30 protein-coding genes are annotated in these 25,313 nt (G+C 52.8%); 15 read left to right on the top strand and 15 right to left on the bottom strand.

What is annotated here, in order from left to right:
* Positions 1 to 83: 83 nt before the first annotated feature.
* From LG327_RS03165 to LG327_RS03135, 7 genes are all read left to right on the top strand, one after another.
* Positions 84 to 326, top strand: a complete 243-nt coding sequence (locus tag LG327_RS03165; RefSeq protein WP_404365631.1) for a GlsB/YeaQ/YmgE family stress response membrane protein — start codon at positions 84 to 86, stop codon at positions 324 to 326.
* Between the two features lie 154 nt (positions 327 to 480).
* Positions 481 to 882: an MAPEG family protein gene (locus tag LG327_RS03160; RefSeq protein ID WP_404365628.1), complete on the top strand. Its 402-nt coding sequence runs from the start codon at positions 481 to 483 to the stop codon at positions 880 to 882.
* Positions 883 to 1,300: 418 nt separating this feature from the next.
* A complete protein-coding gene (locus LG327_RS03155; protein WP_404365625.1) occupies positions 1,301 to 2,491 on the top strand; it encodes a restriction endonuclease in 1,191 nt (396 codons plus the stop codon).
* 92 nt (positions 2,492 to 2,583) lie between these two features.
* Positions 2,584 to 3,213 carry a hypothetical protein gene (locus LG327_RS03150; protein ID WP_404365623.1) on the top strand — a complete coding sequence of 210 codons (630 nt, stop codon included), beginning with the start codon at positions 2,584 to 2,586 and terminating at the stop codon, positions 3,211 to 3,213.
* Positions 3,214 to 3,335: 122 nt separating this feature from the next.
* Complete coding sequence (locus tag LG327_RS03145; protein WP_404365620.1) at positions 3,336 to 3,893, top strand: DUF1643 domain-containing protein; 558 nt, start codon at positions 3,336 to 3,338, stop codon at positions 3,891 to 3,893.
* 118 nt (positions 3,894 to 4,011) lie between these two features.
* Complete coding sequence (locus LG327_RS03140) at positions 4,012 to 4,866, top strand: hypothetical protein (RefSeq protein ID WP_404365617.1); 855 nt, start codon at positions 4,012 to 4,014, stop codon at positions 4,864 to 4,866.
* Between the two features lie 537 nt (positions 4,867 to 5,403).
* On the top strand, positions 5,404 to 6,348 hold the full coding sequence (locus tag LG327_RS03135) for a hypothetical protein (RefSeq protein WP_404365615.1): 945 nt from the start codon (positions 5,404 to 5,406) through the stop codon (positions 6,346 to 6,348).
* 102 nt (positions 6,349 to 6,450) lie between these two features.
* Here LG327_RS03135 and istB read toward each other — a convergent pair whose 3' ends face one another.
* Together istB and istA are read right to left on the bottom strand one after the other, a co-directional pair.
* The gene (istB, locus tag LG327_RS03130) at positions 6,451 to 7,206 is read right to left on the bottom strand and encodes an IS21-like element helper ATPase IstB (protein ID WP_404361672.1); all 756 of its coding nucleotides are present in this window, start codon (positions 7,204 to 7,206) and stop codon (positions 6,451 to 6,453) included.
* Positions 7,199 to 8,695 carry an IS21 family transposase gene (gene istA / locus LG327_RS03125; RefSeq protein WP_404361671.1) on the bottom strand — a complete coding sequence of 499 codons (1,497 nt, stop codon included), beginning with the start codon at positions 8,693 to 8,695 and terminating at the stop codon, positions 7,199 to 7,201. Before istA ends, istB begins: the two co-directional genes overlap by 8 nt.
* 389 nt (positions 8,696 to 9,084) lie before the next feature.
* On the opposite strand from istA, the gene LG327_RS03120 reads away from it, so the two are divergent.
* The 4 genes from LG327_RS03120 to LG327_RS03105 all read left to right on the top strand — a co-directional run bounded on the left by LG327_RS03120 (position 9,085) and on the right by LG327_RS03105 (position 11,773).
* Positions 9,085 to 9,615, top strand: a complete 531-nt coding sequence (locus LG327_RS03120; protein WP_404365612.1) for a hypothetical protein — start codon at positions 9,085 to 9,087, stop codon at positions 9,613 to 9,615.
* Positions 9,616 to 9,753: 138 nt separating this feature from the next.
* Positions 9,754 to 10,422, top strand: coding sequence for a DUF6998 domain-containing protein (locus LG327_RS03115; RefSeq protein ID WP_404365609.1), 669 nt, complete (start codon positions 9,754 to 9,756; stop codon positions 10,420 to 10,422).
* Between the two features lie 30 nt (positions 10,423 to 10,452).
* Entirely contained in the window at positions 10,453 to 11,547 is a 1,095-nt protein-coding gene (gene rho / locus LG327_RS03110) for a transcription termination factor Rho (protein ID WP_404365606.1), read from the top strand.
* A 70-nt stretch (positions 11,548 to 11,617) separates the two neighbouring features.
* On the top strand, positions 11,618 to 11,773 hold the full coding sequence (locus LG327_RS03105; RefSeq protein WP_404369185.1) for a hypothetical protein: 156 nt from the start codon (positions 11,618 to 11,620) through the stop codon (positions 11,771 to 11,773).
* Between the two features lie 40 nt (positions 11,774 to 11,813).
* On the opposite strand, the gene LG327_RS03100 is transcribed toward LG327_RS03105, so the two are convergent.
* The 3 genes from LG327_RS03100 to LG327_RS03090 form a co-directional block, all read right to left on the bottom strand.
* The gene (locus LG327_RS03100; protein WP_404365603.1) at positions 11,814 to 12,650 is read right to left on the bottom strand and encodes a substrate-binding periplasmic protein; all 837 of its coding nucleotides are present in this window, start codon (positions 12,648 to 12,650) and stop codon (positions 11,814 to 11,816) included.
* Positions 12,651 to 13,122: 472 nt separating this feature from the next.
* Positions 13,123 to 15,030 carry a methyl-accepting chemotaxis protein gene (locus tag LG327_RS03095; RefSeq protein ID WP_404365600.1) on the bottom strand — a complete coding sequence of 636 codons (1,908 nt, stop codon included), beginning with the start codon at positions 15,028 to 15,030 and terminating at the stop codon, positions 13,123 to 13,125.
* A 192-nt stretch (positions 15,031 to 15,222) separates the two neighbouring features.
* The gene (locus tag LG327_RS03090) at positions 15,223 to 15,402 is read right to left on the bottom strand and encodes a hypothetical protein (protein ID WP_404365597.1); all 180 of its coding nucleotides are present in this window, start codon (positions 15,400 to 15,402) and stop codon (positions 15,223 to 15,225) included.
* 206 nt (positions 15,403 to 15,608) lie between these two features.
* On the opposite strand from LG327_RS03090, the gene LG327_RS03085 reads away from it, so the two are divergent.
* Positions 15,609 to 16,163 carry a hypothetical protein gene (locus LG327_RS03085; protein ID WP_404365594.1) on the top strand — a complete coding sequence of 185 codons (555 nt, stop codon included), beginning with the start codon at positions 15,609 to 15,611 and terminating at the stop codon, positions 16,161 to 16,163.
* A gap of 129 nt (positions 16,164 to 16,292) precedes the next feature.
* Here the strand turns inward: LG327_RS03085 and LG327_RS03080 are convergent, their stop codons facing one another.
* On the bottom strand, positions 16,293 to 16,565 hold the full coding sequence (locus LG327_RS03080; RefSeq protein ID WP_404365591.1) for a BrnA antitoxin family protein: 273 nt from the start codon (positions 16,563 to 16,565) through the stop codon (positions 16,293 to 16,295).
* Positions 16,540 to 16,851 (bottom strand): BrnT family toxin, encoded by a 312-nt coding sequence (locus LG327_RS03075; protein ID WP_404365588.1) that lies wholly within the window; start codon positions 16,849 to 16,851, stop codon positions 16,540 to 16,542. Before LG327_RS03075 ends, LG327_RS03080 begins: the two co-directional genes overlap by 26 nt.
* A 134-nt stretch (positions 16,852 to 16,985) precedes the next feature.
* On the opposite strand from LG327_RS03075, the gene rho (LG327_RS03070) reads away from it, so the two are divergent.
* Positions 16,986 to 18,038: a transcription termination factor Rho gene (gene rho / locus LG327_RS03070; protein WP_404365585.1), complete on the top strand. Its 1,053-nt coding sequence runs from the start codon at positions 16,986 to 16,988 to the stop codon at positions 18,036 to 18,038.
* Between the two features lie 81 nt (positions 18,039 to 18,119).
* On the opposite strand, the gene LG327_RS03065 is transcribed toward rho (LG327_RS03070), so the two are convergent.
* From LG327_RS03065 to LG327_RS03030, 8 genes are all read right to left on the bottom strand, one after another.
* Positions 18,120 to 19,025 carry a nucleotidyl transferase AbiEii/AbiGii toxin family protein gene (locus LG327_RS03065; RefSeq protein WP_404365582.1) on the bottom strand — a complete coding sequence of 302 codons (906 nt, stop codon included), beginning with the start codon at positions 19,023 to 19,025 and terminating at the stop codon, positions 18,120 to 18,122.
* Positions 19,026 to 19,072: 47 nt separating this feature from the next.
* Entirely contained in the window at positions 19,073 to 19,693 is a 621-nt protein-coding gene (locus LG327_RS03060) for a type IV toxin-antitoxin system AbiEi family antitoxin domain-containing protein (RefSeq protein WP_404365578.1), read from the bottom strand.
* Positions 19,694 to 19,913: 220 nt separating this feature from the next.
* Entirely contained in the window at positions 19,914 to 20,465 is a 552-nt protein-coding gene (locus tag LG327_RS03055) for a hypothetical protein (protein WP_404365575.1), read from the bottom strand.
* 236 nt (positions 20,466 to 20,701) lie between these two features.
* Positions 20,702 to 21,145, bottom strand: a complete 444-nt coding sequence (locus LG327_RS03050; RefSeq protein WP_404365568.1) for a hypothetical protein — start codon at positions 21,143 to 21,145, stop codon at positions 20,702 to 20,704.
* Positions 21,133 to 21,552, bottom strand: a complete 420-nt coding sequence (locus LG327_RS03045) for a hypothetical protein (protein ID WP_404365565.1) — start codon at positions 21,550 to 21,552, stop codon at positions 21,133 to 21,135. Before LG327_RS03045 ends, LG327_RS03050 begins: the two co-directional genes overlap by 13 nt.
* A 2-nt stretch (positions 21,553 to 21,554) precedes the next feature.
* Positions 21,555 to 22,322: a hypothetical protein gene (locus LG327_RS03040; RefSeq protein ID WP_404365563.1), complete on the bottom strand. Its 768-nt coding sequence runs from the start codon at positions 22,320 to 22,322 to the stop codon at positions 21,555 to 21,557.
* A gap of 373 nt (positions 22,323 to 22,695) precedes the next feature.
* Positions 22,696 to 23,310, bottom strand: coding sequence for an alpha/beta fold hydrolase (locus LG327_RS03035; RefSeq protein WP_404365560.1), 615 nt, complete (start codon positions 23,308 to 23,310; stop codon positions 22,696 to 22,698).
* Positions 23,310 to 23,645 carry a hypothetical protein gene (locus LG327_RS03030; RefSeq protein WP_404365557.1) on the bottom strand — a complete coding sequence of 112 codons (336 nt, stop codon included), beginning with the start codon at positions 23,643 to 23,645 and terminating at the stop codon, positions 23,310 to 23,312. Before LG327_RS03030 ends, LG327_RS03035 begins: the two co-directional genes overlap by 1 nt.
* Positions 23,646 to 23,956: 311 nt before the next feature.
* Here LG327_RS03030 and LG327_RS03025 point away from each other — a divergent pair, with 311 nt between their 5' ends.
* The gene (locus LG327_RS03025) at positions 23,957 to 24,616 is read left to right on the top strand and encodes a hypothetical protein (RefSeq protein ID WP_404365554.1); all 660 of its coding nucleotides are present in this window, start codon (positions 23,957 to 23,959) and stop codon (positions 24,614 to 24,616) included.
* 305 nt (positions 24,617 to 24,921) lie between these two features.
* Entirely contained in the window at positions 24,922 to 25,290 is a 369-nt protein-coding gene (locus LG327_RS03020; RefSeq protein ID WP_404365552.1) for a hypothetical protein, read from the top strand.
* Positions 25,291 to 25,313: the final 23 nt, after the last annotated feature.

The raw sequence follows: 25,313 nt of genomic DNA, 5'->3' as shown, positions 1-25,313 counted from the left end.
GGCAGTCTCATTGCCATCGCAAGGGCGGGAAGTTACCCGACTGCCGCCCATAACTGTTTTAAAACCTGCAAGGAGAAGCTGCAATGAACCTGATTCTGTTCCTGATTATCGGTGGTGTTGCCGGCTGGCTGGCCGGCCTGATCATGAAAGGCCGCGGCTTCGGCGTACTGGCCAACATAGGTATCGGTATTGTGGGCTCCATCCTCGGCGGCTTTGTTTTCCGGTTGCTTGGGCTTGCCGCCCAGGGCGCGGTGGGGGAACTGGTGACGGCCACGGTGGGGGCTGTTTTATTACTTGCGATAGTCGGCGCAATCAAAAAGAACTGAGAAGTTCCTGCTGCGGCGAATGGCTGCGTTGCCCGGTGCTCGCAAACTCGCCTACCAGCAGGTATGTCTCCTTTGCTGCGCGCCGGGCGCCTTGCCCTTCATCCACAGCAGAAACTTCTCAAGCGACTATTTTCTATCAACAGGAAGTCAGTAAATGATCACTCCCGTTTCAGCAGTCTTCGCCAGCGTACTCGCCGTTCTGTTTATCGTGCTGGGCTACCGGGTATCCCTCTTTCGCCTGAAGCACCAAAAGGGCTTCGGCCATAACAACGACAGGGACTTCGAGGCAGCCGTAAGAGCCCACGCCAACCTCGCCGAATACGCCCCCATCGCCCTCATCCTGCTGGTGGTGGGCGAACTGAACGGCGTCAGCACCCAGCTCGTCTACTGGACAGGCCTCACCTTCGTCGCCAGCCGCCTGCTCCACGCCTGGGGCATGTACAAGGGCCGTGGTGGGCCGCACAAGGCACGGCTGGTGGGGATACTGCTTAGCTGGATTTCTATTCTGGTTATGGCTGGGTTGGTGGTCTGGAATGTGGTTCGGGTTAATGTTTGAGGGGGTTCTTATGTGTCGCAGCGACGCGTTAGGCCTCAACGCCCATGGCAAAAACCCAGTATTGCACTGAATGAGTGACCTGAAACCCCCGCTTTGGCGGGGTTTTCTGTTTGTTGGTGAAGGGCGTTTTCTGGATTTGAAAACGGTCGTGGCGACCATGATATGGGGATTGCTCTGGATTTCGCTGGTTATCCAATCAAAATCAGTTATTTGAGAAATCCTGCCTTTTCGGGGATATCAGTCCTGGTGACCGGTTTGCGCTCTGGACAAGCAAGCAGGAAATACCCGAAGTGATTGACCAGAGGGGATTTTCTGACTAGTTTGGATAATCTTTTGTCGGAAATATGAGTCGCGTGGAAAGCGGCCGTGGCGACTCATATACAAAGGTTATTTTGCTTTTATCATCCTCGGAGGATGAATGTCTGATAGTCCATTAAATGCAGCCCTTCGGCAATTTGAGGCCGTTGAGGCTAATCTCATTAAGGCCGAGAAACTGCTGGCTGAGATTGAGGCTGGAATTCCTAGCGGAATATCGTTCGGCGATAATCCGGACTATGAAACGAACTGCAGAAACATTGACGCTTTGCTTACAGCACTGCCAAAGATTGATGGGTGGAAGCCGGAAATAGTCCTCATGGATTTAGATGAGATAGCACAGAACCGGCTAGATGCGCATGAGCTAGGTGAAATTGGTTGCATTGTCTCTGTTGAGCGGCAAATTGGGGAGCCATCACGAAACTTAAGGGAATATCGCTATCGATTTAACCAAAAACGGCGAGAGCTAATTCGGGAGGCTCTGAATGAACTAATTGATGCTATCGATGCGAACCTACGCAGTTTAGCGAAACTGCTTACCGATGAGGTTCCGTCGCACGAGGAAGTTGCCGACCCAGAGTTCGATGCGCTGAAGGCGAATGTTGCCCAGGTTGCGACATTATTAGGCAGCAGCGTAACCAAGCCAGCGCGCTGGCAAGACCTCCACAGACACATGCAATTTGGAATGTTGGGAGACCTCCATGACATTATCGAGCACGACTGGCCAAGCGTAAAAGCGGGCCTACGGAAATCGATGTATGGCGAGTCAGAGCCAGTTCCAGTAGAAGTCGAAGATTTGGGTGATTTGGTAAGCGCAAAGCCGAGAGGCCCGGTCGCAACCAAGCTTAAATGGGAAATTCTTACTGATGAAGAATTCGAGCGTCTAATTTTTGCGCTAATTTCATCTGAGAGTGGTTACGAAAACCCTGAATGGTTGATGAAAACCAATGCCCCAGATCGTGGGCGAGACCTCTCAGTACATCGCGTCCATTCAGACGCACTCGGTGGCACATTAAGGCAAAGAGTCATCATTCAGTGCAAACATTGGCAGTCTAAGAGCGTGGGGCCAGCGGACATTGCGACCCTCAAAGAACAGATGAAGCTTTGGGAGCCTCCTAGAGTTGATGTCCACGTTATTGCGACCTCGGGTAGGTTTACATCAGATGCGGTTGCCATTGTCGAAAAGCACAATCAATCTGACAGCGCTCTTAGAGTTGAGATGTGGGCAGAAAGTCATTTGGAGCGACTACTTGCGAGTAGGCCAGGGATAATTGCTGAATTCGGGCTGCGGTAGAAAGCAACATAACCAGGCGCTGCTGCCGGACAGTTTTTCCGCTGCGCTCCAAAACTGCTGCAGAGCGCGGCGTTAGGTTGTCAGGAGAACGGGTGCAACACGATTCCGATCTAAACAAGCTCATTAAAACGAAGCTTGCTCTCATCGACCAAGATTGCGAGAGCGAGACTCGGGGTGTAGTTAATAACCTGTATTCGGGTATCAAGTACGAAGGCGGGAGGCTCCATGTCCCCGACTTTCAAAAAGCGGCAAACCTCATGGCTGCTGTCATATCCTGCAAAGAGAAGCGGTTCAATTCTGAGATTTCGCGAATCCTAAGCACCTCCGGTGGCTTTCGTAATTCCAACGAGTTGGAGCGCGCCAAAGAGCATGTTTCAAAATATTTTGAGGAAGATCTATATCTCAAGCGTTTTGACGGATTTCTTGAAGGTGTTGAACGGGCAGCTGGGCGATACGGGTTAAAGTTTGACGGTCGGGCGTATCGAACCGATATTGCGTCATCGCTGTTCGAAGTAGCGATTAAAAACTCAGCTCGACGGGCTGTGGCTTCAGTTCACGCGGAGCTTGCTATTCACTTGCACAGTGATCGGCTTGAGCCTAGAGAAAATTTGCCTGGGGCAAATGATATTGTCGATCTGAAGCCTAACTTTATGGGTTTCGGTATAAACTTCAATGCGTTAATCAAACGGCTACAGGCAAAGTGCCGCAATGGGAAAACCTAACAAGGCCAGGCACGGCGACGCCTACTACATTGCGGCTTCGCCTCCATTCCGTAGCCGCGCATGCTGACAGCGTTAGGCATCACCGTTATCTAACTACAACCTGTCGACTAAGAGATAGATCGATGTCCAAATTCTCAACCGCAGCGATCGGCTCAGCAGCCCCGCTTCCTGACGCGTCGGTCGATCTACTCATCGTGGAGCGGACAGTCTTTAGCTGTGACAGAACCCACCGTTTCACGCTCTTCCGGTATTGGGGCAATCCAGACGACTATGCCTGCGGCATTAGCATGAACCCATCTGGCGCAACTGAGGACGTTGGCGATCCAACTGTAGATGGGATGGTTCGTCGAGCTCGAGAGCACTGGGGTGTTGGTGCGTATTACCAACTTAATGTCATGTCCATTCGAGGCACTTACTCGTCAGATTTGGCCAGAACAGCGGTGGTAAGCCTTCCGGATAACGATGAATGGATTCGGCAAATAGTGGCCAGAGCACGAATCGTTGTAGTGAGCTGGGGAAATCCTGGTCACAATTCAGGACGTGGTCCTGAGGTAGAGGCGATCTTGCGCGAAGTGTGTGACCCAACGAAGGTCTATTGCTTTGGTAAGAATAAGAACGGCTCTCCGGTTCACCCTCTCTATCAACGGATTGACGCGCCGTTGATTCCATTCTTTGTGTAGACGCAATGTGCCCCAAGTTGGCATATCAATGCCTAACCCATCATTCCACCGGACCCGCGCGAACAGCCGTGCAGGCCGGTGAATTTAGACGTTAGTTGCCAAGATAAAGAGGGGTTCCGTGGAAGAACAAAAAGAATGCAGTAGTCGTAACATTCCCCTCCCGGTTCAACGTGAGGTAAGGCAGCGCTGTGGTTTCGGCTGTGTAATCTGTGGAATGCCTCTTTATGAGTACGAACATATGGAGGAATGGGCCAAAGTCAAAAGGCATGTGGCGGATGAGATCACCTTGCTCTGTGATCAACATCATCGCGAAAAAACGGGAGGATTGTTGCCCAAAGATGCGGTTCGCGAGGCAAACGATAACCCATTCAATTTAAGAGATGAAGTGTCCAAACCCTACAATTTGCACTTTTCTGGCCGAGAAGCATGCGTTGAAATTGGAGGTAACAGTTTTACTTGCGAAGATCAGGGTTATGGAACTGTAATGGTGCCAATTAGTATCGACGGCACTCCTCTTGTCGGCATAATCTTGGCTGATGGACATTTTTTGTTGAATTTGGTAGTTTTCGACGAATTCAATATCCCCATTCTTCACATCAAAAATAACCAGCTGTTTTACTCAACTCAAACATGGGATATACAGATGGTGGGAACTAACCTTATTATCAGGGAAGCGCATAGAAAAATCCTGATAGAAATTGATTTTCAGCCACCGAACAAGATAGTAATAAATCGTGGACGCTTTCTCAGAAATGGAGTGGAAGTTTTGGTTCGTCCATCCAATATACTTGTTACCAATAACTCTACTATCGTGAGCAAGTGTCATGCGCATGGCTGCTATGGTGGTCTGGTGATAGGTCATCATGAACATCCAATTGGCGGCTTTATGACGCTTGGAAATATCCGCAGGTATCTTGGAGATCGGAAAGCAGCACTAAAGTACGAGAGGGAATGGTTGGAAATCAATATATAATCCCAGAACCCAGGTAACTAAAAAATGTTAAGCACTCATCAACAACGGAGATTAAGAATCAAGTGAATACTACAAACATAGAAGACGAGTATTTCAAATATTTTATTTGTGCACTAAAAAATGAGAACGTTCGGCCAGCATCAAGTTTACAATATTTAAAACAAGAGTCTGATGGCAAAGTAATTACGGTTAACCAGTTGACGCTCAGTGTGACTACCCAGGCGGGCTGGATGTAGCTGCCGATTATCGATGCTGGCGGCATGGTGGCGAGGCCGAGCAGCCAGGGGGTGTCCTGAGGGTAGCCAAACGGGCCGAGCAGAATCAGTCGCTTGACCCGGCCCGGGTGCCTGGCTGCATAGTGAGGGATAAAAGCCGGGAGAGATTTATTTCTTTGAGTAATAAAAATTTCCCTATCAAGAGCGCGGCTGGGTCAGACTTCATTGACCTGTTGCAGAGGGGAGGTGATATAAAGAATTCTTCCCCAGAGGCTTCTTCCTCTCGTGGTTAAGCTCTACATTCTGGACAGGAGAGGGATTGATGGACGTTTCGATAGCCAGCGTATCTGAAAGAGATATCGATTTTTTGCTGCTTGAGGAATTCATTGCCTCCCCGGCCTTTGGCCTTTGGTTTGTCGGGCAGGCACTTACTCAGACTGGCTACCAAGGGCAGGTCGTCGATGCGCGTCGTTCGGTGACAGACACCACCGGAGAATCGGACATTGAGGTTACGTTTGAGGACGCCGAGGGGCGACGCACCCTTTTTCTGCTGGAGAATAAGGTTGGCGCTGGGTTTCAGCCGCAGCAGGCGGCGCGATACCGGCTCCGCGGGGAAGGATATGTATCCCGGGGTATCTGCAACGAATGCTGTAGCGTCATCGTGGCCCCAAGCCGTTATTTTGGCCTCTCCTCCGGAAATAAAGGGTTTGACCACAAAGTCACCTACGAAATGATTCTGAACTGGTTTCGCTCAGCAGAGGGTCTTGGAAACCGGAGGGACTATAAAGTTGCACTGCTGCAAGCAGCAATAGAGAAGGGCACGCTTGGCTATCAGCCCGAAGAAGACTCCGCCATAAGTTCCTTTTGGCGGGAGTACTGGTTGTGCTCCTGTGAGCACGCACCTGAGCTTGAGATGCAGGAGCCCGGCGGCAAGCCTGCCGGATCTACCTTCGTTTCCTTTCATCCTCCCGAAATGCCTCGCGGCATAAATCTGGTGCACAAGTTAACCCGCGGCTACGTTGACCTCCAGGTGCACGGAGCCGCTGTTCGGCTGAATTCACTGCGCGCGCAGCTCCAGCCTGTACTTGCTGAGAGGATGACAGTAACGAGGGCAAGCAAGTCTGGTGCAGTAAGGCTCAGCGTACCGCGACTAGATACATCCCGCCCAGTCGACTCACAGACGGCAGAAATTCTCGCTGGCCTCCAGGCAGCACAGCAGCTTTTCAGGTGGTACTGCATGAATGAGCAGGCCTTCGCCGATTTTTAATCTCCATAATAGATAGGATAGGCACATTAGGAGGAGAATCTATGCAGCGTCAACTATCTTGGCCGGTCCAGCGTCAATTAAGTTGGCCGGTTGACGGTGAACCTATGTTGTCTGCTTCTTAAGTGAGGCTTTCCTCCGGTAGCTTTCCCCCACGCATTGAAGGATGGTGGCGTGATGAACCAGCCGGTCGATGGCTGCGACGGTCATGATGGTGTCTTCGAACAGCTTGTCCCAGTGCTCGAAGTCCTGATTGGAAGTGATGATCAGGCTGTGGCGCTCGTAACGATGAGCGATCAGCTCGAACAACACGCTGCTTTCCTGCTCGGTTTTTCGAACATAGCCCAGGTCGTCGATGATGAGCACAGCGTACTTGTCGAGACGGGCCAGAGCATCGCTAAGACGCAGGGCTTCCTTGGCGCGTTGCAGGCTTTGTACGAGCGCCGTGGCGGCCATGAACTTGACCCGGATGCCAGCGTCGATCAGGCCGTAACCGATGCTGGTGGCCAGGTGGGTTTTGCCGATCCCGCTGGCACCGAACAGCAACAGGTTGTCGCCGCGCTTCACCCAGTCAGGCTGGTTAATCAGCTGGCTGATGTGAGGCCTGGTCACCCCGGTCACCGCGTCGAAGTTAAAGCTGCCCAACTGCTTGCCCGGTGGTAATGCGGCGTCTTTCAGATAGCGCTGTAAGCGCTTGTCTTCCCGTGAGGCAAGCTCCAGAGCACACAGCTCGCTCAGGTACTGTTCCGGACGCCAGTGTTCCGTCACGGCCTTATCCGCCAGGGGTTGCCAGTGATCCTTGATGCTGCCCAGGCGCAGGTGTTTCAGCATCAAGGGTAGTGAGGCCGTCACGTCACTCATGGCAGCCTCCCATGTGCAGCAGCGCCTGGTAGTCACCCAGTGCATGCTGATGAACCACCATCGCCGGCAGAGCCGGTTTGAGGCTCAGGAAGCGGTCTTCGCATTCCAGCAGGCTGGGGAGTTTGCCGCGCTCAATGCCGGCCAGCACGTAACGACCCAGGGCGCTTTCGCGGTCGCTCTTCTTGGCCAGGTGCAACAGTCTCACGATGTAGTGACAGGCCTTGTCGGCACTCAAGGCCTCATCGACGTGCTGCCAGATACGCCGGTAATCGTCGCCGGGTAGCAGGTCATCCCGCCACTGAGCGTGGCGGAAGGCGCGGGGCTTTTTAACCAGGGATTCGATCACATGGTGGTAATTGACGCTGCGCCGCCGTTGCTGTCCCCGGGCGTGGATGCGGGGCAGTGTCAGTGTTTGCACCCCAGCGCACCACAGTTCCAGGCGGGCATCGAACAGGCGTACCGTCAGCCGGCTGCCGATCAGTCGTGATGGCACCGTGTAGGTCACCCGCTTGAGCACGATGGTGCTGGTGCGACTGACCCGCAAGGTGTGCTCAGTGTAGGTGCTGCTGTCATGAACAGGCAGTGGTTGGAGACGTTGCTGCTCTGCCTTGAACGCAGTGCTGACCCGGCGGTTGCGCCGTGCCACCACCGTCTCCACGAAGTTTTCGTAGGCATCACGGGTGGTAAAGTCATGGCTTCCGCGCAGCAGCAGGGCCTGTTTGAGTTGCTGCTTGATATGGTTGTTGGGCGATTCGATGGCACCGTTCTCATGAGCCACGCCCCGGTTGTTGCGGGTAGCCTGAACGTTGTAGTGGTGACAGAACCCGGCAAATCGCTCGGTAAAGTCTTCCTGCTCCTGGCGGTTCTTATAGGCGGCGCTCAGACTGTCCGTGCGTAATTGTCGCGGCACTCCGCCACTGTTCCGGAAGGCTTTTTGCAAGCCATCTGACAGTGCACTGAAGCTCTCCCCACCGTAGATGACCTGGGCGTAGGCCCAGCCGCTGGCAACCAGACGGTAATGGAACAGCTTGTGCGGCAAGGCCTCACCCGCAATGGTCACCGGCTCTTTAACCCAGGTGAAGTCAGCAATGCCCAGTTCTCCAGGCTCGTGGGTCTGAACGAACATGACCGGCTGGGCTGGCCCGTGTAATTGTCGCCAGCGGCCAATACGCCGTTCCAATGTGCGCCGCGCACGGGGATCGAACTGATCTGTATGGTACTCACAGAGGTGGTCAAAAATACCCACTGGCGTGAGGTCGGACGATGACTCCAGCAGCGGCAACACGATGCTGTCCCAGACCTCTGCCAACGGGTCTTTACGGGTACGCCAATTGCGCTCTCGCTTCTGGGGCTGGTGCAATTGCTGATCTATGCGCCGGGCGGAGCGCTCCGAGATGCCCGCCCTGGCCGCAGCGACGGTCTGTGTCTGGCTTTTGCGGTGATGCATGAATAACCTGACCTGTTGATCTGTAATGTGTTTGCCCGACACAGCGACTCCTCCGTTCTGCTGTGTCGGACCCTATCAGATCAACCGGCCAGGATAGTTGTCGCCGGACCGGCCAAGTTAATTGTCGCGCTATAAGAATCCTTAACTCCGACAGCATTTCGGCCCAAACATGATCAATGTTTGAGAAATATCGGCTTTTCGGAAGGATTGGCGCGTTTCGGAGGCAATACATGGGCCCGCCCGGGCTTCAGACGAGCAAAACCCCGATCGTCTGCCGACAGGTTACCCGGCTTTGGAGAATGGAGGTTAAAGGGGGCGGAGGTCGATGTCGGTACTACTATTTCCTATAGTGGATAGGGCAGGGCAAAATGCGCTTGAGTGCCTGGCCAGCTTGGTTCATTTTTCGATTAGTTCGAGGGACGGCCGCTCCTATGTTAAGCGAACTAGACTTGGATAGGGCATTTGCGGATAAACTCAGCTCGTCAGACGAGTTTTGTAGCTGGGTTCTGGGTAAGACAAAATTTAAAAACGTATCTGGCGATGCGACGCTTCTGCACCGGGAACAAGCGAAAGCCAAACCCCGTAAAAAGCCAGAAAACTGGTGGCGGCATTGGTGGTGCCGGTTGCAGGACGGTAGCGAATCCGAAACGGATATCTTTGCTGTGTTTGGACTTACGAGCTCTCAGGAACGCGTTGCTCTTCACATCGAAAATAAGCCACCTAAAGGTAAATTCACCCCTCACCAACACCTGAATTACAGTCGCCGAGCAGAATTCATGGCGAATAAATCGCAGTATCTCAATTACTCGGCTTTCACAACCATTCTCGTTGCACCCAAGGCGTTCATGGATGCGAATGACGAAGAAGTGACCTACTTCGAGTGCCTGATTACATACGAGGCGATTGGGGAGTTTATTCCGCAATTCGCGCGATCCCTCGCGGAAGCCAGGACCAAGGATTAACAAATAAAACCGCCGGCACCTTTCGCGGATTTCTTGGCCTCATGCTCCCAGGTGACCCTTGAGCAGCAGGCATCATCTATAGCCAGATGGGCTTACGTAACGACCAGGGGCATTCAGCATAAAAATAACAGAGGTTTTATGGCACTAACGCAGATGCAGATCATCCAGTCATTGGGAGAAGCCATGGCCTGGTTTGAGCGGGAGCTGAACTGGGGCGTGCCGCCGACGGAGTTGCGCCACCTCTGCGGCCGTATTGGGGAACTGTACGCGGCGCTGATCACCAACGGCCAGATGGCGACCGAGGTCAACCAGCAGGGTTATGACGTAGTCAGCGCCAGCGGTGAGCGGATCTCAGTCAAGACTACGGCCACTATGGGATACGGTGGCCATGTCTCCTTTAACCCAAACTCGCTCGCATTCGTCGACCGGGTCCTGGTGCTCCGAATCAACACCGAAGAGATGCAGATTGAGACACTCCTCGACGCCCCGGTGGCGGACGCTGTTCAAGCTATGTCCGCCGAACATGGTGGTAAACGGAATCTCTCCCTCGGTCCGCTGGGCCGGAAGGAGCGGCCAAGAAGCGAGCTCAAGACCGTTCGGGAAGTCGATTTTCGGGAATATACCGTCCGCGAACTGGAGAATGGGAGTATCGAGGTCGAACAGGACGGCAGCCTTTTTGTCCCCGCAAAGCCTGTGCTGCGGGAGCTCGCCAGGGACCTGAACATTGGCCTGTTGAACAGCAACGGCAATCCTCTTAACACCCGTCAGCTCGGTAGTCAGATTATTGCCAGCTTGAGTGAGGCATGATCTTCAGACTTATTTTGTGCACACTGGTTTTTGCCCTGGGCTGGCTTTGTCGAAAATGATCTTCAGCAATCTGTCAGGGCTTCTGTTTTTTTGGCGTTATCAGCCCATTTCGAAAAACATCTATTAAACAGGATCTATCAGACAGTCATGACGAGAAAGACATTAAGTTTAACCCGGAAACCAAATAAAGATGCTAAACCAGTGGCCGAGGAAGCCGAAGCTATGGTTGAGGTTGAGAGTGAGACTGATCCACAAAAACGTTTTTTAAACGGTGTTGTTATCAATCCAGCGCCGGGGATTCGCCTGGAGTCAGGTTCAGAAAAACTCACGGTGCGCGCGATGGATCTGATCACGCCGATTGGAATGGGGCAGCGGGGTTTGATCGTTGCACCGCCGGGGTCTGGAAAATCGACGATTTTAAAAGATATTTGCCAGGCGGTGGGAAAGGCGTATCCCGAGATTAAACTTTACGCGTTATTGATAGATGAGCGACCCGAAGAGGTCACTGATTTCAGGCGTAGCGTCCCGGCTGAGGTACACGCTTCTTCTTCGGATGAAAGCTATGCTCATCACGTTCGCGTGGCCGATGAGCTTCTTGATATCGCCCGCCAACAGGCTGGTGAGGGTCACAACGTCATGATTGTGATTGATTCTCTCACGAGGCTTTCGCGTGTGCACAATGCGGAGCGAAAGAGCAGCGGTCGTACCATGTCTGGCGGGGTTGATGCTCGAGCGATGGAGATCCCGAGGAGGCTGTTTGGCTCTGCACGAAACCTTGAGAATGGCGGCTCGCTTACCATTCTGGCAACCGTTCTGGTTGATACCGGCAGCCGCATGGACCAGGTCATATTTGAGGAATTCAAGGGCACGGGGAACATGGAGCTGGTTTTATCAAGAGACGTTGCGAGTCAACGAATCTTCCCCGCGCTGGATATTTCGAAAAGCAGTACACGCCGTGAAGAGCTGCTGTTAGATCCGAAAGATTTAGACAAAATAAGAGCGTTGCGCCGGGCGCTTGGCGGTCTCAAACCGCTACAGGGCACAAAAAAGCTGGTTGAGCTGCTTGAGAAGTATCCCACAAATGCCGAGCTTCTGAAAAACATCCCCGGGACGCCCATCGATTGAATCCGCGCTACGGGGTCAGACCCGCGTCGGATTGCAGGACCTGACTCTGTTCCCCCCTGCCGGCGCGCCGATGATCAATTATGGTATTTTTTTAAATGCGCTGATCGCGTTTCTGCTGACAGTATGGATCATCTTTTTTGTTGTGAAATTTATCAATCGCCTGCGCCCAGGGGCGTTCTGTTTGACAGATGCAACACCTTTCATAGCGCTTTCCTTGCTGCTTTAGTCCTGTGATACCGAGTCCGCCAGGACCCGAGCCCAATTTTTTATTGCAGGGAACTCACACCAGCCCAATTTGGTATGCTGTCAAAATAATCCGAGCGTATTTGTTCTATTTCTCCGCTCGAACGCATCTCACTTAATATCTTATCGAGTGGTTCGACAAGGCTGAGATTTCTTTCATGTAGATAATGGTAAAGCGCCTCTGAATGAAGCACAGGGCTTACTATCTGAACATTCGAAACTGGCAAGTGTAAAAGAGAGATTCTCGCATTGGTTTCAGAAAGGAGAGTGTATTTAGCTCTCCCTAGACTTAACATCGTTAGCGCTTGATTTATGTTGACAACAAAATGGCACTCAATTCGATTTGCACTGACCAACTTCTCTACTATTATAATCCCTCGTACACACAATGGATCGTTCCGAATATCCTCAATTCCGTGGATATTCGCGCTATCCTGTTGTCCAAGCGCAACAATATCAATGGAGTTTATTGCTGTCGGTACAGCGTGTAAATTTGGGTAGATTGAGCTGAGATTAGCAATACGTGAAACTTCACCATCGTATTCCCCCCTGTTCGCGGACATCAATGAGCGAAGATTTGGTAATTTATGGACTACAAGCTGATAACCCAATTTATCGTAAGCTTTTCGTAGTACTCTGATTGAGACATCTTGAATAAAGGCTTTTTCAGGGGCTGCCAAATTAATGGTTGGCCGCGCTGGAACGCTTCCTGGCTCAGCCAGCGTTGCCGTTGTAAAGGAGGTGAAGCCAGCGCACAGGCACACAATGAGCCAAGCTTTATAGAAGCTTTGTGGATGAACTATTGCGGCTTTGGACCGGGCAAGAAACATCGTTTTCATTTTCCCATCGTTAGCAGACATTTTCAGGCCGCGTGTCAGGACTACATCATGACCGCTTCCTACTCCAGAAAATCAACGCCCTTGTTAACTTCAATAGGTACCGAATCCGCCGCCAGGCTCTCCGACACCAACCCCACTACCGGCACCGCAACTAAAACCCGTTGTCGCCATTGCATCTACATTACCGCCGAAATGGCCTTATGCAATCATAATGCCTTTGTTAAGGTTGTTCCCGTAATAAAACGGCAGAAAGCCCTCGTCCGACCCCATAATCTGGAGCGTTTGTGAGGAAACTGGAAGGAACCAGAATGCTGCGATGATCAGCAGGCCTGTTCTCATTGGGTCTTCGTCCAAGTGATCGATCGGGGTAGGCCGCCCATCTGGCAGACCAGATACCCGTTGCGGAGCCTCGAAGATGATCGTACAGGGTCAATGCGGTACCGATACAAGCCACTTCTCGGCTTCGCTTCGATCCCTGGACGGAGTTCTTGATTCAGATTTTAAATTTCTGCAGTAATTGCTGCAGCTCGTTAGCAAGCTCAGATAGCTGTTCGCTGGCCAGATGTGTCTGACCGGCTCCCTCAGCCGATTGATTACCAATGTCGTTTATTTTGACAACATTCCTGTTGATTTCCTCAGCAACAGACGTCTGCTCTTCTGCAGCCGTGGCGATTTGAAGATTCATATTACGGATCGTCATGACCGCATCGGTGATGGATTTAAGTGAATCTCCAGCTTTAGCAGCCTGTTCAACACTCGCACTGCTCACTTTTTGGCTCTGGCGCATGGCCTCCACGGCTTCTGCAGTCCTGCCCTGAAGCTGTTCTATCATCGTTTGAATTTCTTGAGTCGAGTCCTGTGTTCTTTTTGCTAACGTCCGAACTTCATCTGCCACGACGGCGAAGCCCCGCCCCTGTTCACCTGCTCGAGCCGCTTCGATGGCAGCATTCAAAGCCAATAAATTCGTTTGCTCCGCGATACCGCGTATTACGTCCAGAACAGAGCCAATATTGGCACTATCCTGCTCTACAGACATGACAACACCTGTTGCCCGCTCAATTTCTTTGGCGAGTTGATTGATGGATTGAACGGCATGATCCACGATCGTATTTCCAGACTGCGCCTCCATATCGGCATCTTGCGCGGCAGCAGATGCTTCATTGGCGTGTTTCGCGACCTCCTGCACGGTGGCCGTCATTTCATTCATTGCAGCGGCAACCTGATCGGTCTCATTCTGCTGCTGTTTTACCCCGTCCCGTGTTTGCTGTGTGACGTAGGACATTTCATCTGCCGCAGACGCCAACTGTTCGGTTGACTCGGTTACTTTTCTCAGGCTCTGCTGCACTTTTTCCGCGAACTGGTTAAAGCCACGTGCCATCATGCTGACTTCATCTTTGCCCACTTCTGACAGGCGCTGAGTAAGATCTCCGTCCCCATCGGCAATTTCCTGCATTGCCTCCGCCGCCTGGCGAACGGGACGAGAAATGCTGCGCGAAATCGCTGTCGCGATGAACGCAGCAATCGCAATCGCAATCAAGCTGGCAATGAGTACCGCATTGCGGGCGGTAGAAAGCAGTCCCAGGTAGTCACTGCGCTTTCGTGCCACCTCCAGCACCCCGACAGGGCTGCCACCAAAGTCGGTAACGACTTCACCATAGACAGCATATGGTGTCCCACTTTGATTCACTCGAACGACCCTTGGCCCGGCACTTGAGATCGAACTAAGCAGCTCTTTGGTAAGCAGCGGATTTTCAAGGGTTGAGGCAAATTGCTCAAAACGACCACCTTGCTCAACGTGCAATGCTACGTCTACACCGTATTGTTCTTTGAAGTTGTCGAAAAATGGCTGACCAAATGACATTCCAAACTCGACTGAGCCCACGTGTTGACCATTTACACCGATCGGAGCCAAACCACGAATCCCAAGACCAGCGCGTCCACGCTCCAGGCCCATGAGGGATCGTTGATCCCGGTTTGTTACCAGAATGGTTTCACGAATTTCCGACAAATCATCGCCAAATTTTTCGGGGCGATGAGCCCTGAGAAATGAGGTGGCTGGAGGAAGATGATACTGGAACTGCGCTACGTTGAATTCACGCTTCAGGGTCTTAAAAAGCGGAACCGAAGTGCTGGCCAAGCCCTCACGATCACCCATAATTAATGCCTGACGAACTTCAGGAAAACTGGCGATCACCGTACTCATCGCCTCGGCAGTTCGACCCTCCGAGGAGATTTCAGCCATTGCGCTTTTGTAGAGATTTTTCAGCTCGTTATCTTCTGCAGACTCAATCACCCGACTGATCTGAGTCAACGTTAACGGAATTATGAGGGCAAATATTACAAGCAAAACCGCGGCAAAACCGAGAGCCAACCGTGTGCTTATTTTTACTCGTGCCAGCATTGTGCGTCATTCCTCAAAGTAATCGTCAGGTTTTCCCTGCGAGCTGCCCTTGCCGGCCAGTTGTATCAGAATGGCTGCTATGTAAGTCACCGATAGCTATAGCTTTGGGTGAATCACGGCGAGTGGGTTCTGCCAGGTCGCTTTGTACCGAATGTTATCGGCAGCCTTTGGGCTTTCTGAACTTTTTTGAAGTTAATGACTTTTTTCATCATCGCAGGAGGCGGCCTCGGCTCTTGGATTGCGGGGATAGTAGTGCTTGAGCCCGCTGTATTGCTGTACCGCCACGCCCTGAAGCAGGATGCGATCCTGCTCATCAATCACAACCACAACGCTGTTGTCGGAATGCAGATCAATAGCGGAGAATAAGGTCATGTCAGCCTCCTGTAGTGGCAGGTGTGTTCGCCAACTACCGGCCTACTCCGGATGATCGGCTATGGGAGGCTGGCTACATGATCTTCAGGTCTATTTTGACTTTGCGGGAACTGAACTCGGGAAAAAACCAGGTGGCCGAATCACTGGTATGGAGCTATTTTTCTCGAAGGCGTCCCTGAGGGATTGGCGTTGAAATGAGACAAGCCGTGCTAATAGCACTGTTCCTGTTTTTAACAGGCTGCGCCTCCACAGAAGTGACGGAAAACCATATTGGATTCGCTGAATCGACCAACCTGGACGCGTTTGTCGGTTGTTACAGGAATTGCAGCAACCCATCGGACGGCTCAGCGCCCGCGTGTTTGACCTCAATCCTCTGGCCGGACGCGTTTACTTCAGAAACAGGGCCAGAGGCGGTCAACATTCAGAAAGGCGATGGCAACAGTCTAATCGCTTCTGCGATCTCAGATGGTGTCGTGCTCAAACAATCCCGATTCCAGGAAGGAGAAGATTTCGAGTTCAAGGCCGGCCTGCTCGAGCTGAAGCGAGAATACATTGCCTCCGGCGCCCGCGACCCTGGTAATCCCTTCATTGGTGTTGTGACCAGTAAGACGGTCCTTGGGCTGGATGCGTCTGGCCAGGGCCGCATCAGCCAATCGACTGCCTTCGCCGGGACTGGCTTTTTGATAATACCCCTCGCCGGGAAAACATCGAACACACAAAAGATTGAACGGGCCCCAGGAGATCTGTGCGGGCGGATCTAGGTATCAAAAAACCGTAATGAAACCGGGACAGACTTATTTTGTGCACACTGGTTTTTTGCCCTGGGCTGGCTTTGTCGAAAACGGTCTTCAGCAATCTGTCAGGGCTTCTGTTTTTTGGGATTATCAGCCTCAAGTGCGACGGCTGTCGTTCACGTCATCCGCAAGCCAGGCCTTGATCAGCGATTGATAGGGCATATCCCGCTTGTTAGCTTCGATTTTGATCCGATCAAGAAGGGTTTCCGGTAACCGGAGTGAGATCGTCCTGGTTGAGGGTTTCAGCTTCGGGAACGAAGCCGGCTTGGCCTGACTCCAGTCCACGTAGTCTGTGGAATCGTGCGTTTCCCAGAACTCCCGCTCTTCTGCTTCAGTTTTGAACTCAGGCATCTTTTTTGGTTTGCTCATAAACAGCCCTCTCTTTGCGGTGCATGTCGCGAGCGGAAATCACTCTGATCAGCGCACCGTTCTGCCTCAGTGTGAACGTAATGTGGAGCAGTCTCTCATCATCCGTTGCACCAAGCGCATGAAAACGGGCCTCAGCCTGGCTGTGTTTGGAGTCATCCAGCACCAGAAGCGGCTCATTAAAGAAAATCTCTTCCGCTTCGGACTGGTTTACGGCATGTGTCTCCGCGTTTTTGCGGGAGTTGCCTTCGTCCCAGTCAAAGCCAGTAACTTGTGCCCGATTGATCATAAAAGTATATTATCAGCATATACACAGGCGTCAACAAGTGCTAACCAGCGCAGGCACGGCGACGCCATTTCCATTGCGGCTTCGGCTCCATTCCAGGGGCGCGCATGCTGCAAGCGTCATACGGATAAAGCTCAATGAATTGGTCTTTGGCGTTATCAGCCCATTTCGAAAAATATCTATCAAACCGGAGCTATCAGTCAGCCATGACGAGAAAGACATTAAGCTTAACCCGGAAACCAAATAAAGACGCTAAACCAGTGGCTGAGGAAGCCGAAGCTATGGTTGAGGTTGAGGTTGAGGGTGAGGCTGATCCACAAAAACGTTTTTTAAACGGTGTGGTTATCAATCCAGCGCCGGGGATTCGCCTGGAGTCAGGTTCAGAAAAACTCACGGTGCGGGCGATGGATCTGATCACGCCGATTGGAATGGGGCAGCGAGGTTTGATCGTTGCACCGCCGGGGTCTGGAAAATCGACGATTTTAAAAGACATTTGCCAGGCGGTGGGAAAGGCGTATCCCGAGATTAAACTTTACGCGTTATTGGTAGATGAGCGACCCGAAGAGGTCACTGATTTCAGGCGTAGCGTCCCGGCTGAGGTACACGCTTCTTCTTCGGATGAAAGCTATGCTCATCACGTTCGCGTGGCCGATGAGCTTCTTGATATCGCCCGCCAACAGGCTGGTGAGGGTCACAACGTCATGATTGTGATTGATTCTCTCACGAGGCTTGCGCGTGTGCATAATGCGGAGCGAAAGAGCAGCGGCCGTACCATGTCTGGCGGCGTTGATGCTCGAGCGATGGAGATCCCGCGGAGGTTGTTTGGCGCTGCACGAAACCTTGAGAATGGCGGCTCGCTTACCATTCTGGCAACCGTTCTGGTGGATACCGGCAGCTGCATGGACCAGGTTATATTTGAGGAATTCAAGGGCACGGGGAACATGGAGCTGGTTTTATCAAGAGACGTTGCGAGTCAGCGAATCTTCCCCGCGCTGGACATTTCGAAAAGCAGTACACGCCGTGAAGAGCTGCTGTTAGATCCGAAAGATTTGGACAAAATAAGAGCGTTGCGCCGGGCGCTTGGCGGTCTCAAACCGCTACAGGGCACAAAAAAGCTGGTTGAGCTGCTTGAGAAGTATCCCACAAATGCCGAGCTTCTGAAAAACATCCCCGGGACGCCCATCGATTGAATCCGCGCTACGGGGTCAGACCCGCGTCGGCCAAAAATTTCGCGCTGCCCTCTTTCTTCTCCCGCGCCCCCTGAAATTAAACTAGCCATCCTCCCGCCGACTCCATGGCCCGGATGGTCGCCAGATTTTCTTCTGCGTTTGGGTGGCCGTGTCCGTGATCACGGGATCAAGAAATTCAACTACCGCCTCTACCACTTCCCGGAACGTTTCTGGCACATGGTCTTGGCCAAGACGCTTACGGAAAGCCTGCCACTGTGGCTGCCTGGTACCCACGAATCCGTCGGAAAAGGGATTGGTTTCAGGGATTTCCGTCTTACGTTTCGCAAAGGTGCCCGCAACCGCACCCTTGAGGTTTTCCGACTGGAATTCGTGCTGGCGCGAGAGCAACCAGATATCGTAAAAATCCTTCATCCGGCTGTTCAGTTCGCCAAGCTTCACCATCGCCTGAAACTTCTCGGCAATTGAGGTCTCCGGGGGGTAGCATTTGATCCCAGCGGCAGGAAAATCCAGCAATGTCGGAAACTCCAGCCAGGAAGGGAGGGGAAATATGGGATCGCCGAAACCGATATCCAGTTGCATCGCAATTCTGGTGCTGTCGAGAAAACCAATGAAGGCCACCCTCAGCCCCTGGTAATCCGCATCCTCGGTAATGCCTTCTGCTTTTAGAGTATCCGGATCGAAACGCAGGCCGTCATCCACCACCTCAGCAGAAATAATGTCCTTAACCTGTGCGAGGATCGCCTCAGGGTCGTTGCTGGTCTGGCCCAGCATATCGATATCCCGCGTCGGGCGGCTGCTCAGCCCCTGCATGGCCCAGAGCATCAGCGCACCTTTGAGGGTAAAGCAATGATTATGAGGCGACTGGCTCAGGCGATACAGGAACCGCTCCATAGCGTAATACTGCAGCAGTTCCTGAAAAGGGCGTTTGTCTTCCCGGGATTTATTCAGCAGTCTCTGTCGAACAGACGCAGCGGTATTTTTGGCCATCGTGATCTCCTTTCACTTTGGTTATTCCGTTGATTGAGTGATTCCATTCACAGCCTGGCCTCCACATAGGGAGCCATCACATTGGCGACCCGGCAGATTCTCGCGTATTCCATCAGTTTGCCCGGCAGGAAGGTTTTGCGGGTGCGGTAAAGCTCCAGAGCTTCCAGCACGACATCCATACCGATACGATTTCGGAACTTGAAGCAGTCCGCCAGAGTTTTCTCAGGGCTGTAGACCTGTAGCGTGATGCCATCCACGTCCACCCGTTCAATGCCTTCGCTGAAGGCCCGACCGGAGAACCGGTACCCGGCCACCGGCGGATATTCCAGAACCGGTAGTCGGGCACCCCTCTCCACGGCCAGATGCACCTGATGGGGAATCTGTGTGGTGATGCCATGCCAGTCCAGAGCGGAAATAAGGCAGAGCACGGCGTTGGGGAAACGGGTGCCAGCAGCGACAAGATCAGGGTTTTCAATAGAGGGCAGATCCGCCAGCCGATAGAGACCACGGCTCACCGGCTCGATCAGTCCCTCATCCCGAAACTGATAGAACTGATACCGGCTGATACCCTCGTCCAGCGCCTCGCTCAGCCGAAGCTGGCCGCCGTGCTCGCAGAACAGGGTTTGGAGTTGCGCCCGCGGAGATCGGGCCGAGCCAGAGTCAGACAAACTGTCACCACTTATTGATATCTGGTGACAGTTTGTCTGATTGCGGTTAAGGGTTCAAGCAGCAGGTTTGTCGGCATTTTATGCCTTTTGGCTCTGTATAGGATGAGGGGAGCTGGATATCAAGCTTTTCGGTAATACCTTGCCGGAGACTGGCCAAGGTAGGAGCCGCCACCGGGAAGGAAAGGGATCACACCGACGACGTTACAGGACCCTCGCCCCGCTATTCCCCTTTCGTTCTGCTGCTCAGGATAAAAGTGTTGACGTCGTGGTCCTCCTGGCCGGGCGAACGCAAAAATTCGATGACAGCAGGGTTGCTGCAAAGCGAAGGGGAGTCGACCCAGACTTCCTTCGCCCATTTTCCCGTCATTACAAAGGGAGAGGCACAACGGTGGTAGCCATGGGAAGAAAAATAATCTGACCAGAACTTCTGGCCGAGATGGAAGCCCGTAAAGGTTAAAGCTACCGCCACCAGGGACAGATAGGCCGTGATGTTCAGCGTCCTTGCATGGGAGGCTTTGGTTTTTCTGGGTTTTATGCTGACAACCGAGCTGTAGATACCGAGAAACACCATCAGCAGAAATAAAGACCATCCGCCATAAATGATGTTGATTCCCCGCTCCTTGACGATCAATGACGCTGATCCATTGACCATTTCACGGTACTCAGCATGCAAAGACGGAACGATCAGGATTAGAGTAATGCCCACTGCTCCGCAAACACCGGCCAGAAAAAGCCCGCCCCAGAAGTTTGTGTTTGAATCCGATGTGCTCAAGATCAGTTCCTAAAAGCGGAAGTTGTTGCTTCTGGAAAACCTGTTTATGAAGTTCATGGCACCTTCAGTTGAAAACAGATAGTACGTGGGTTTAGAACAGATAGGACAGGCACAGCATAAGGCCTGTGTCGCTAAAAGAAGGCGGCAACTTCAGTGAACTGCTGCCCAGATGATGTTCATTGCTGTTTCTGTGTGGGTCATTCAGGCGGCTTGGCCGCGTCTTTCACGGCCCGGTCTCAGTTGGGATCGGAGCACTTGAAGATAACAATCCCCTCATACCAGTCGGTTTTGGGTGTATAGGTCACCATTTCCAGGCGCGCATGATGAGGCCCTCCGGCATAGGACGCGCTGGCAGCCTTGGTGCTGTAGTCATTTTCACGATCCCTGGCTTCCACATAAAAGTCCATCAGAGTCGCTTCGCCGCCCTGAATCCTTGAACGACCGGTAACCACCCGGAACTGAAACGATGCATCCTCGTAAACGGTGACCTGGCCGCCAGTTTCACCCTGCATCCCGGTCAGGAGCACATGTTTGCTCTCAAGGAGCCCATCCTCAACGCCCGGGAACTGGTCCGCTGAGATAGTGCACAGAAGTTCCAGGCTGGCCGCTGATAGATGAGGGCTTGCAGCGAGGGCCAGAATCAGCATTAAGGAACGGAAAACTGACTTCATGTCGGGCATAGTGATGTGTCTTTTGTGTAGGTTATAAACACTGAGCGGATGCCGGAACTGCGGCTCTCACAGGGTTGGTAATCGTTATTCTCGAGTAGAGAGTAGTAGCGGTCTTCAAGCAGCCATCCAGATACAAAAAGCACTATTGCCACAACCAAAAACAGATCACCCTGCCGCCTGAGCAATCTGCTTTTTTTTGAATGGCTGGGGCCACGTCCAAAAGTGCTGATAATGTGCAGAATCGGCAAGACCAGTGGGAGCAGCAGATACCGAATGCCCGTTTGCGTATCTATGACAGGTTTTGCCGCCATTATGTCCTGATAGGTTGATGACCAGATCCACAGAAACAGGGCAAAAAAGGCCAGCGCCAGGCAATGCATTAATGCCACAAAAAGCATTGTGAGATTAAGGCGCATGTTTAGTAGCGTCCACCCATGCCGGGCATTCTGCTGATGGCTCTTTCAATAAGACTTCTTTCGAAACGATAGACTTGCCTGCTGACCTCACCAATCGTCCGGTCATGAGCTGTTTCCATGGCCGCGATCAGGGCGTTGGTCACGCCAAACTTCCCATCCAGGTAGTCCAGAGTAAATCCCGTGGCTACACCAACGGCAACTGCTGCAATGAGGGGGCCTGCAGCAACTGTTGTTACTGCCCCCGCCGCAAAAGCCGCTCCCGAGCCAACAAGTGTGGCAAGCCCAATTTTTGTAAGATCGGTAGCTGTGCGGCCAATTAACTGAGTAAGCGTTGCTTCTTCATCCAGCAGATACTGCAGGACATTGACAGGAACCGTTAGGTAAATAGTAAGACGCGTCCCCTTAATAAGGTTTCGGTTGACACCTTTTTGACCAATTGCAAGATCCACGATTTTGGGGTGTGTAGACAAATACCTTGTGCCGGTGAGTTTCTGGCGAAGCCCTGGGTACCCCTTCAAAATGACATAGGTAGTGCCATTCACGTTTTTGGTAACTGCTCGACCAGTGAGACCGACCTCGTTGATCAGCGCTCGGGCTAACAGGATGTCCTGGGCGGGTGATACCAATGCGGCCGCTGTGTGGGGGTTGATGCTGTCAGATGCGGTGGTTCGCAGCTTCTGTGCAATTTCGCGAAACTCATCCAGAGACATGATGTGCAGTTCTTCTGGATTGGCGTTGATGGTGCTCTGTAACTGGCGGGGGTTGGACATCCATGATCCTCATTAGTAGCTTGGCGATACCGTAAGCTGTCGACACACTTACCGCGTATCCGTTCGTCGCATGAATCCTTATGCGGCCGGAGCGGAACTATACCAAGGTATATTGCCGTAGACCAAGCTGATGCAGCATTTTCTGGGAGCCTGGTCTGGGTTTGAGCGAATAGGGGTACTCCCCCGGGATCATGGGCAGGTCCATTCCGGTTCAATTACCCCACCGGCATTGCTGCTACAGGCGGCAGCCAGGCCCTGGCGGAGGCAGAGCGCCGCATCCCGGGCCGTGTTTTCAGGCAACTCTTCCATCGGAATGTGGTCTACTGTGGGATAGACCACCAGGCCGGCGTCTGGCAGGTTCTGCCGCCAGCGATCAGCTAATGTTAACGGTACCCAGCTGTCTTCTTTCCCACATCAGCAGTGTTTCGGCGGTGATGCTGCTGAATATCGGGGGCTTTGGGTTATCCGTGCGGGCATCAACAAGTTCCAGTGTTTTCATATAAACAGGCTTGGCGCCGGGTCGCTGGTTCATGTGGACGTAGCGGCTGTAAGATTCCGGAGTGATCCGGTCGCTGTCACCGTACACCCAGTTGAAGCTCAGTGTGACTACCCAGGCGGGCTGGATGTAGCTGCCGATTATCGATGCTGGCGGCATGGTGGCCAAGCCAAGCAGCCACGGGGTGTCCTGAGGGTAGCCAAACGGGTCGAGCAGAATCAGTCGCTTGACCCGCCCCGGGTGCCTGGCTGCATAGTGGGCGGCCATTAAACCGCCCAGGGAATTGCCTGCCAGAGACACCTGGTTCAGGCCCAGCTGGTTCACGAAACCCTCAAAGGTTGCCAGCAGCTCTTTTTCATTGAAGGCTTCGAGATCTGCGGGTGCCCCGGTCAGGCCGAACCCGGGCATGTCCAGGGCAATGACTCTGTGGGTTTTGGCAAGTTCTTCAGCCCACCCGTCCCAGGTCTGGAGGGCAGAGAAAATGCCATGCATCAGTATGATTGTCTCGCCGGTGCCGCGATCCTGGAATGAATGTCATAGTCGTTGACGTGTACGAAGCATGAATACTCGTTGGTGTAGCGGGCCTTGAGATCGTCGTCCTGCATGCTGATCAGGCCGCCCCAGTGACTCATGGTCGGGGTAGACTTCATCGAGGAGCCGATGGCAGAGCAGCCTGATATGGCTGACATCATGGTCAGTAGCAGGGTGAGGACAAGCGGCAGTCGGGCGGTCTGATGCAGCGTCCCTGGCTTCATTCCGTACATGGGTGTGGTATCCGGTAAAATGAATTCGATGGCTAGGATGGCAACATTCCCCAGATGGAACATTGACCCTACTGTCCTGCTTTCAGGGGCATCAGGTCAGCTTTGCATTTTTGCCAACTTGAACACCTTTTCAGCAGTCCTTGAAGCAAGAACCAGAACAGACACAACACGAGGGCTGTGTTGTTAAAAGAAAGCAAAGGCTTCGGGGAGTGGCCGGCCGGGCGCCCGTCAGTCGCCTTCCCGCGGCGCCCGCCATGCCGCATCTTCGAACACCTCGATAAAATCCTTGAACATTGAATACCCGGTTGACAGCGAGTTGCAGCTCCGCAAATAATCCGCTCTCAGGATATTAACCCCCACTAAGGATAGTGACTATGAGCCAGGCAGGCGTGCTTTCCCGTTACGTAACCCCCGACTTTTCAACAGCTCCTCTTGCTGCGCTGGCGGACCTGATGGGACTAAAGCGATTTTCGCCAGAAATCTTAGCTAAACCCGAAATCTATGGTCCGATACTCACCGGCATCGCCACTTTCCGGCATTTGCCGACTGCTCAGCAGATGCAGATTCAACGCTCTATCGTCACCAATGCTCCGGGCGTGATGATTGCGCCCCTACGGACGTTGATCTCCGATCTGAGCGTTCAGCGTTACTGGTATATGTGGAGCCTTTCCGATGAAGAGCTGAAAGAGTTTTACCAGTTCTCCAGGAGAAAGGCTGAGGTCACGGATCAATATGATGTGATTGCTCTGCCCAGCCCCACGGTAGCCACTCTGGCAGGGGCGGTGTACGCAGTCGCAGACAAAGGGCTCAGAGCTCACGCCTCGAACATCGTTTCTTCCACGCTCAGGGCGCCTATCGTCCAGGAGACCGCCAGAAAACTGGGATTGAGTACTGCGCGGGCAGAAGTTGCGGGAGCGATCGCGGTACCGACCCTGATCTGTATTTCCGTCGTCAATTTCATGGCCCTCAAAGAGTCCGGTAAAGCGAGGCGTGAACTGGCTGCCAGAGGACTTCTGGCGTATAGCGACCTGTAAAATGATTCTGATCGGAGCCGTATCGGTTTTATTGGGGTGGCTGCTGTACGTAGCGGGACTCAGGGCGATAGTCGCCAACTCGGTGACCGTGAACCTCGTTCTTTGGTCACGATGCGTGGGCGCATGCAGCCTGTTGCTGGCCAATGGAGCAATGTTCTTCGTGGGCCTCCCCTATGGGGAGGCCGACTGGTCGGTTACCTTCATCCTGTGGCCGATTTTCGCTTTGGCTCTGGATGCGGGCTATAGAGTTGCCGCCGGACCGCGAACTTCGCAGCCTCTCACGGACGTTAAGGACAGCAGCACTGATGAAAATTAATGCATTTCTTGTGTTCCTGCTCCTTTCAATATCTGGCTTCACTCAGGCTCTGGAGATCGAAAGGCGCATCCTGGAACAGACCGCTGTATATGTGAATCTGCAGATCTGTTCGAACACCTACAGTGAATACCAGAACGACCAGGCTTCAGCTGAGAAATTCCTGGAGGTTTCGTTGGCCATCCAGCGAGAGTACATGGAAGGGGATGAATTTGATCAGTTCATCCACGCTATCCAGGAAGCACATGACCAACAAAAACACATCAAGGTTTACGAAAACGAGACCCGGGAAGAGTTTTATCTGAGGGTGTTCAATGATACCCGCTGTAGACGAGAGCTGGAGTTGGCCGAGGGGTTTTGAGAGCTCCCAGTCTCGTTTGCAGC

This window comes from Marinobacter sp. (genome assembly GCF_044799475.1).
Lineage (GTDB): Bacteria > Pseudomonadota > Gammaproteobacteria > Pseudomonadales > Oleiphilaceae > Marinobacter.
Note: the sequence above shows the minus strand (reverse complement) of the source record. Positions and strands in the feature narration are given on the sequence as shown.

Coding starts and splice junctions, on each gene's coding strand:
- LG327_RS03165 (WP_404365631.1), top strand. CDS start 84: ATGAACCTGATTCTGTTCCTGATTATCGGTGGTGTTGCCGGCTGGCTG.
- LG327_RS03160 (WP_404365628.1), top strand. CDS start 481: ATGATCACTCCCGTTTCAGCAGTCTTCGCCAGCGTACTCGCCGTTCTG.
- LG327_RS03155 (WP_404365625.1), top strand. CDS start 1,301: ATGTCTGATAGTCCATTAAATGCAGCCCTTCGGCAATTTGAGGCCGTT.
- LG327_RS03145 (WP_404365620.1), top strand. CDS start 3,336: ATGTCCAAATTCTCAACCGCAGCGATCGGCTCAGCAGCCCCGCTTCCT.
- LG327_RS03135 (WP_404365615.1), top strand. CDS start 5,404: ATGGACGTTTCGATAGCCAGCGTATCTGAAAGAGATATCGATTTTTTG.
- istB (WP_404361672.1), bottom strand. CDS start 7,206: ATGAGTGACGTGACGGCCTCACTACCCTTGATGCTGAAACACCTGCGC.
- LG327_RS03120 (WP_404365612.1), top strand. CDS start 9,085: ATGTTAAGCGAACTAGACTTGGATAGGGCATTTGCGGATAAACTCAGC.
- LG327_RS03115 (WP_404365609.1), top strand. CDS start 9,754: ATGGCACTAACGCAGATGCAGATCATCCAGTCATTGGGAGAAGCCATG.
- LG327_RS03105 (WP_404369185.1), top strand. CDS start 11,618: ATGATCAATTATGGTATTTTTTTAAATGCGCTGATCGCGTTTCTGCTG.
- LG327_RS03100 (WP_404365603.1), bottom strand. CDS start 12,650: ATGTCTGCTAACGATGGGAAAATGAAAACGATGTTTCTTGCCCGGTCC.
- LG327_RS03095 (WP_404365600.1), bottom strand. CDS start 15,030: ATGCTGGCACGAGTAAAAATAAGCACACGGTTGGCTCTCGGTTTTGCC.
- LG327_RS03090 (WP_404365597.1), bottom strand. CDS start 15,402: ATGACCTTATTCTCCGCTATTGATCTGCATTCCGACAACAGCGTTGTG.
- LG327_RS03080 (WP_404365591.1), bottom strand. CDS start 16,565: ATGAGCAAACCAAAAAAGATGCCTGAGTTCAAAACTGAAGCAGAAGAG.
- LG327_RS03075 (WP_404365588.1), bottom strand. CDS start 16,851: ATGATCAATCGGGCACAAGTTACTGGCTTTGACTGGGACGAAGGCAAC.
- rho (WP_404365585.1), top strand. CDS start 16,986: ATGAATTGGTCTTTGGCGTTATCAGCCCATTTCGAAAAATATCTATCA.
- LG327_RS03065 (WP_404365582.1), bottom strand. CDS start 19,025: ATGGCCAAAAATACCGCTGCGTCTGTTCGACAGAGACTGCTGAATAAA.
- LG327_RS03050 (WP_404365568.1), bottom strand. CDS start 21,145: ATGCCCGACATGAAGTCAGTTTTCCGTTCCTTAATGCTGATTCTGGCC.
- LG327_RS03045 (WP_404365565.1), bottom strand. CDS start 21,552: ATGCGCCTTAATCTCACAATGCTTTTTGTGGCATTAATGCATTGCCTG.
- LG327_RS03040 (WP_404365563.1), bottom strand. CDS start 22,322: ATGTCCAACCCCCGCCAGTTACAGAGCACCATCAACGCCAATCCAGAA.
- LG327_RS03035 (WP_404365560.1), bottom strand. CDS start 23,310: ATGCATGGCATTTTCTCTGCCCTCCAGACCTGGGACGGGTGGGCTGAA.
- LG327_RS03030 (WP_404365557.1), bottom strand. CDS start 23,645: ATGTTCCATCTGGGGAATGTTGCCATCCTAGCCATCGAATTCATTTTA.
- LG327_RS03025 (WP_404365554.1), top strand. CDS start 23,957: ATGAGCCAGGCAGGCGTGCTTTCCCGTTACGTAACCCCCGACTTTTCA.
- LG327_RS03020 (WP_404365552.1), top strand. CDS start 24,922: ATGAAAATTAATGCATTTCTTGTGTTCCTGCTCCTTTCAATATCTGGC.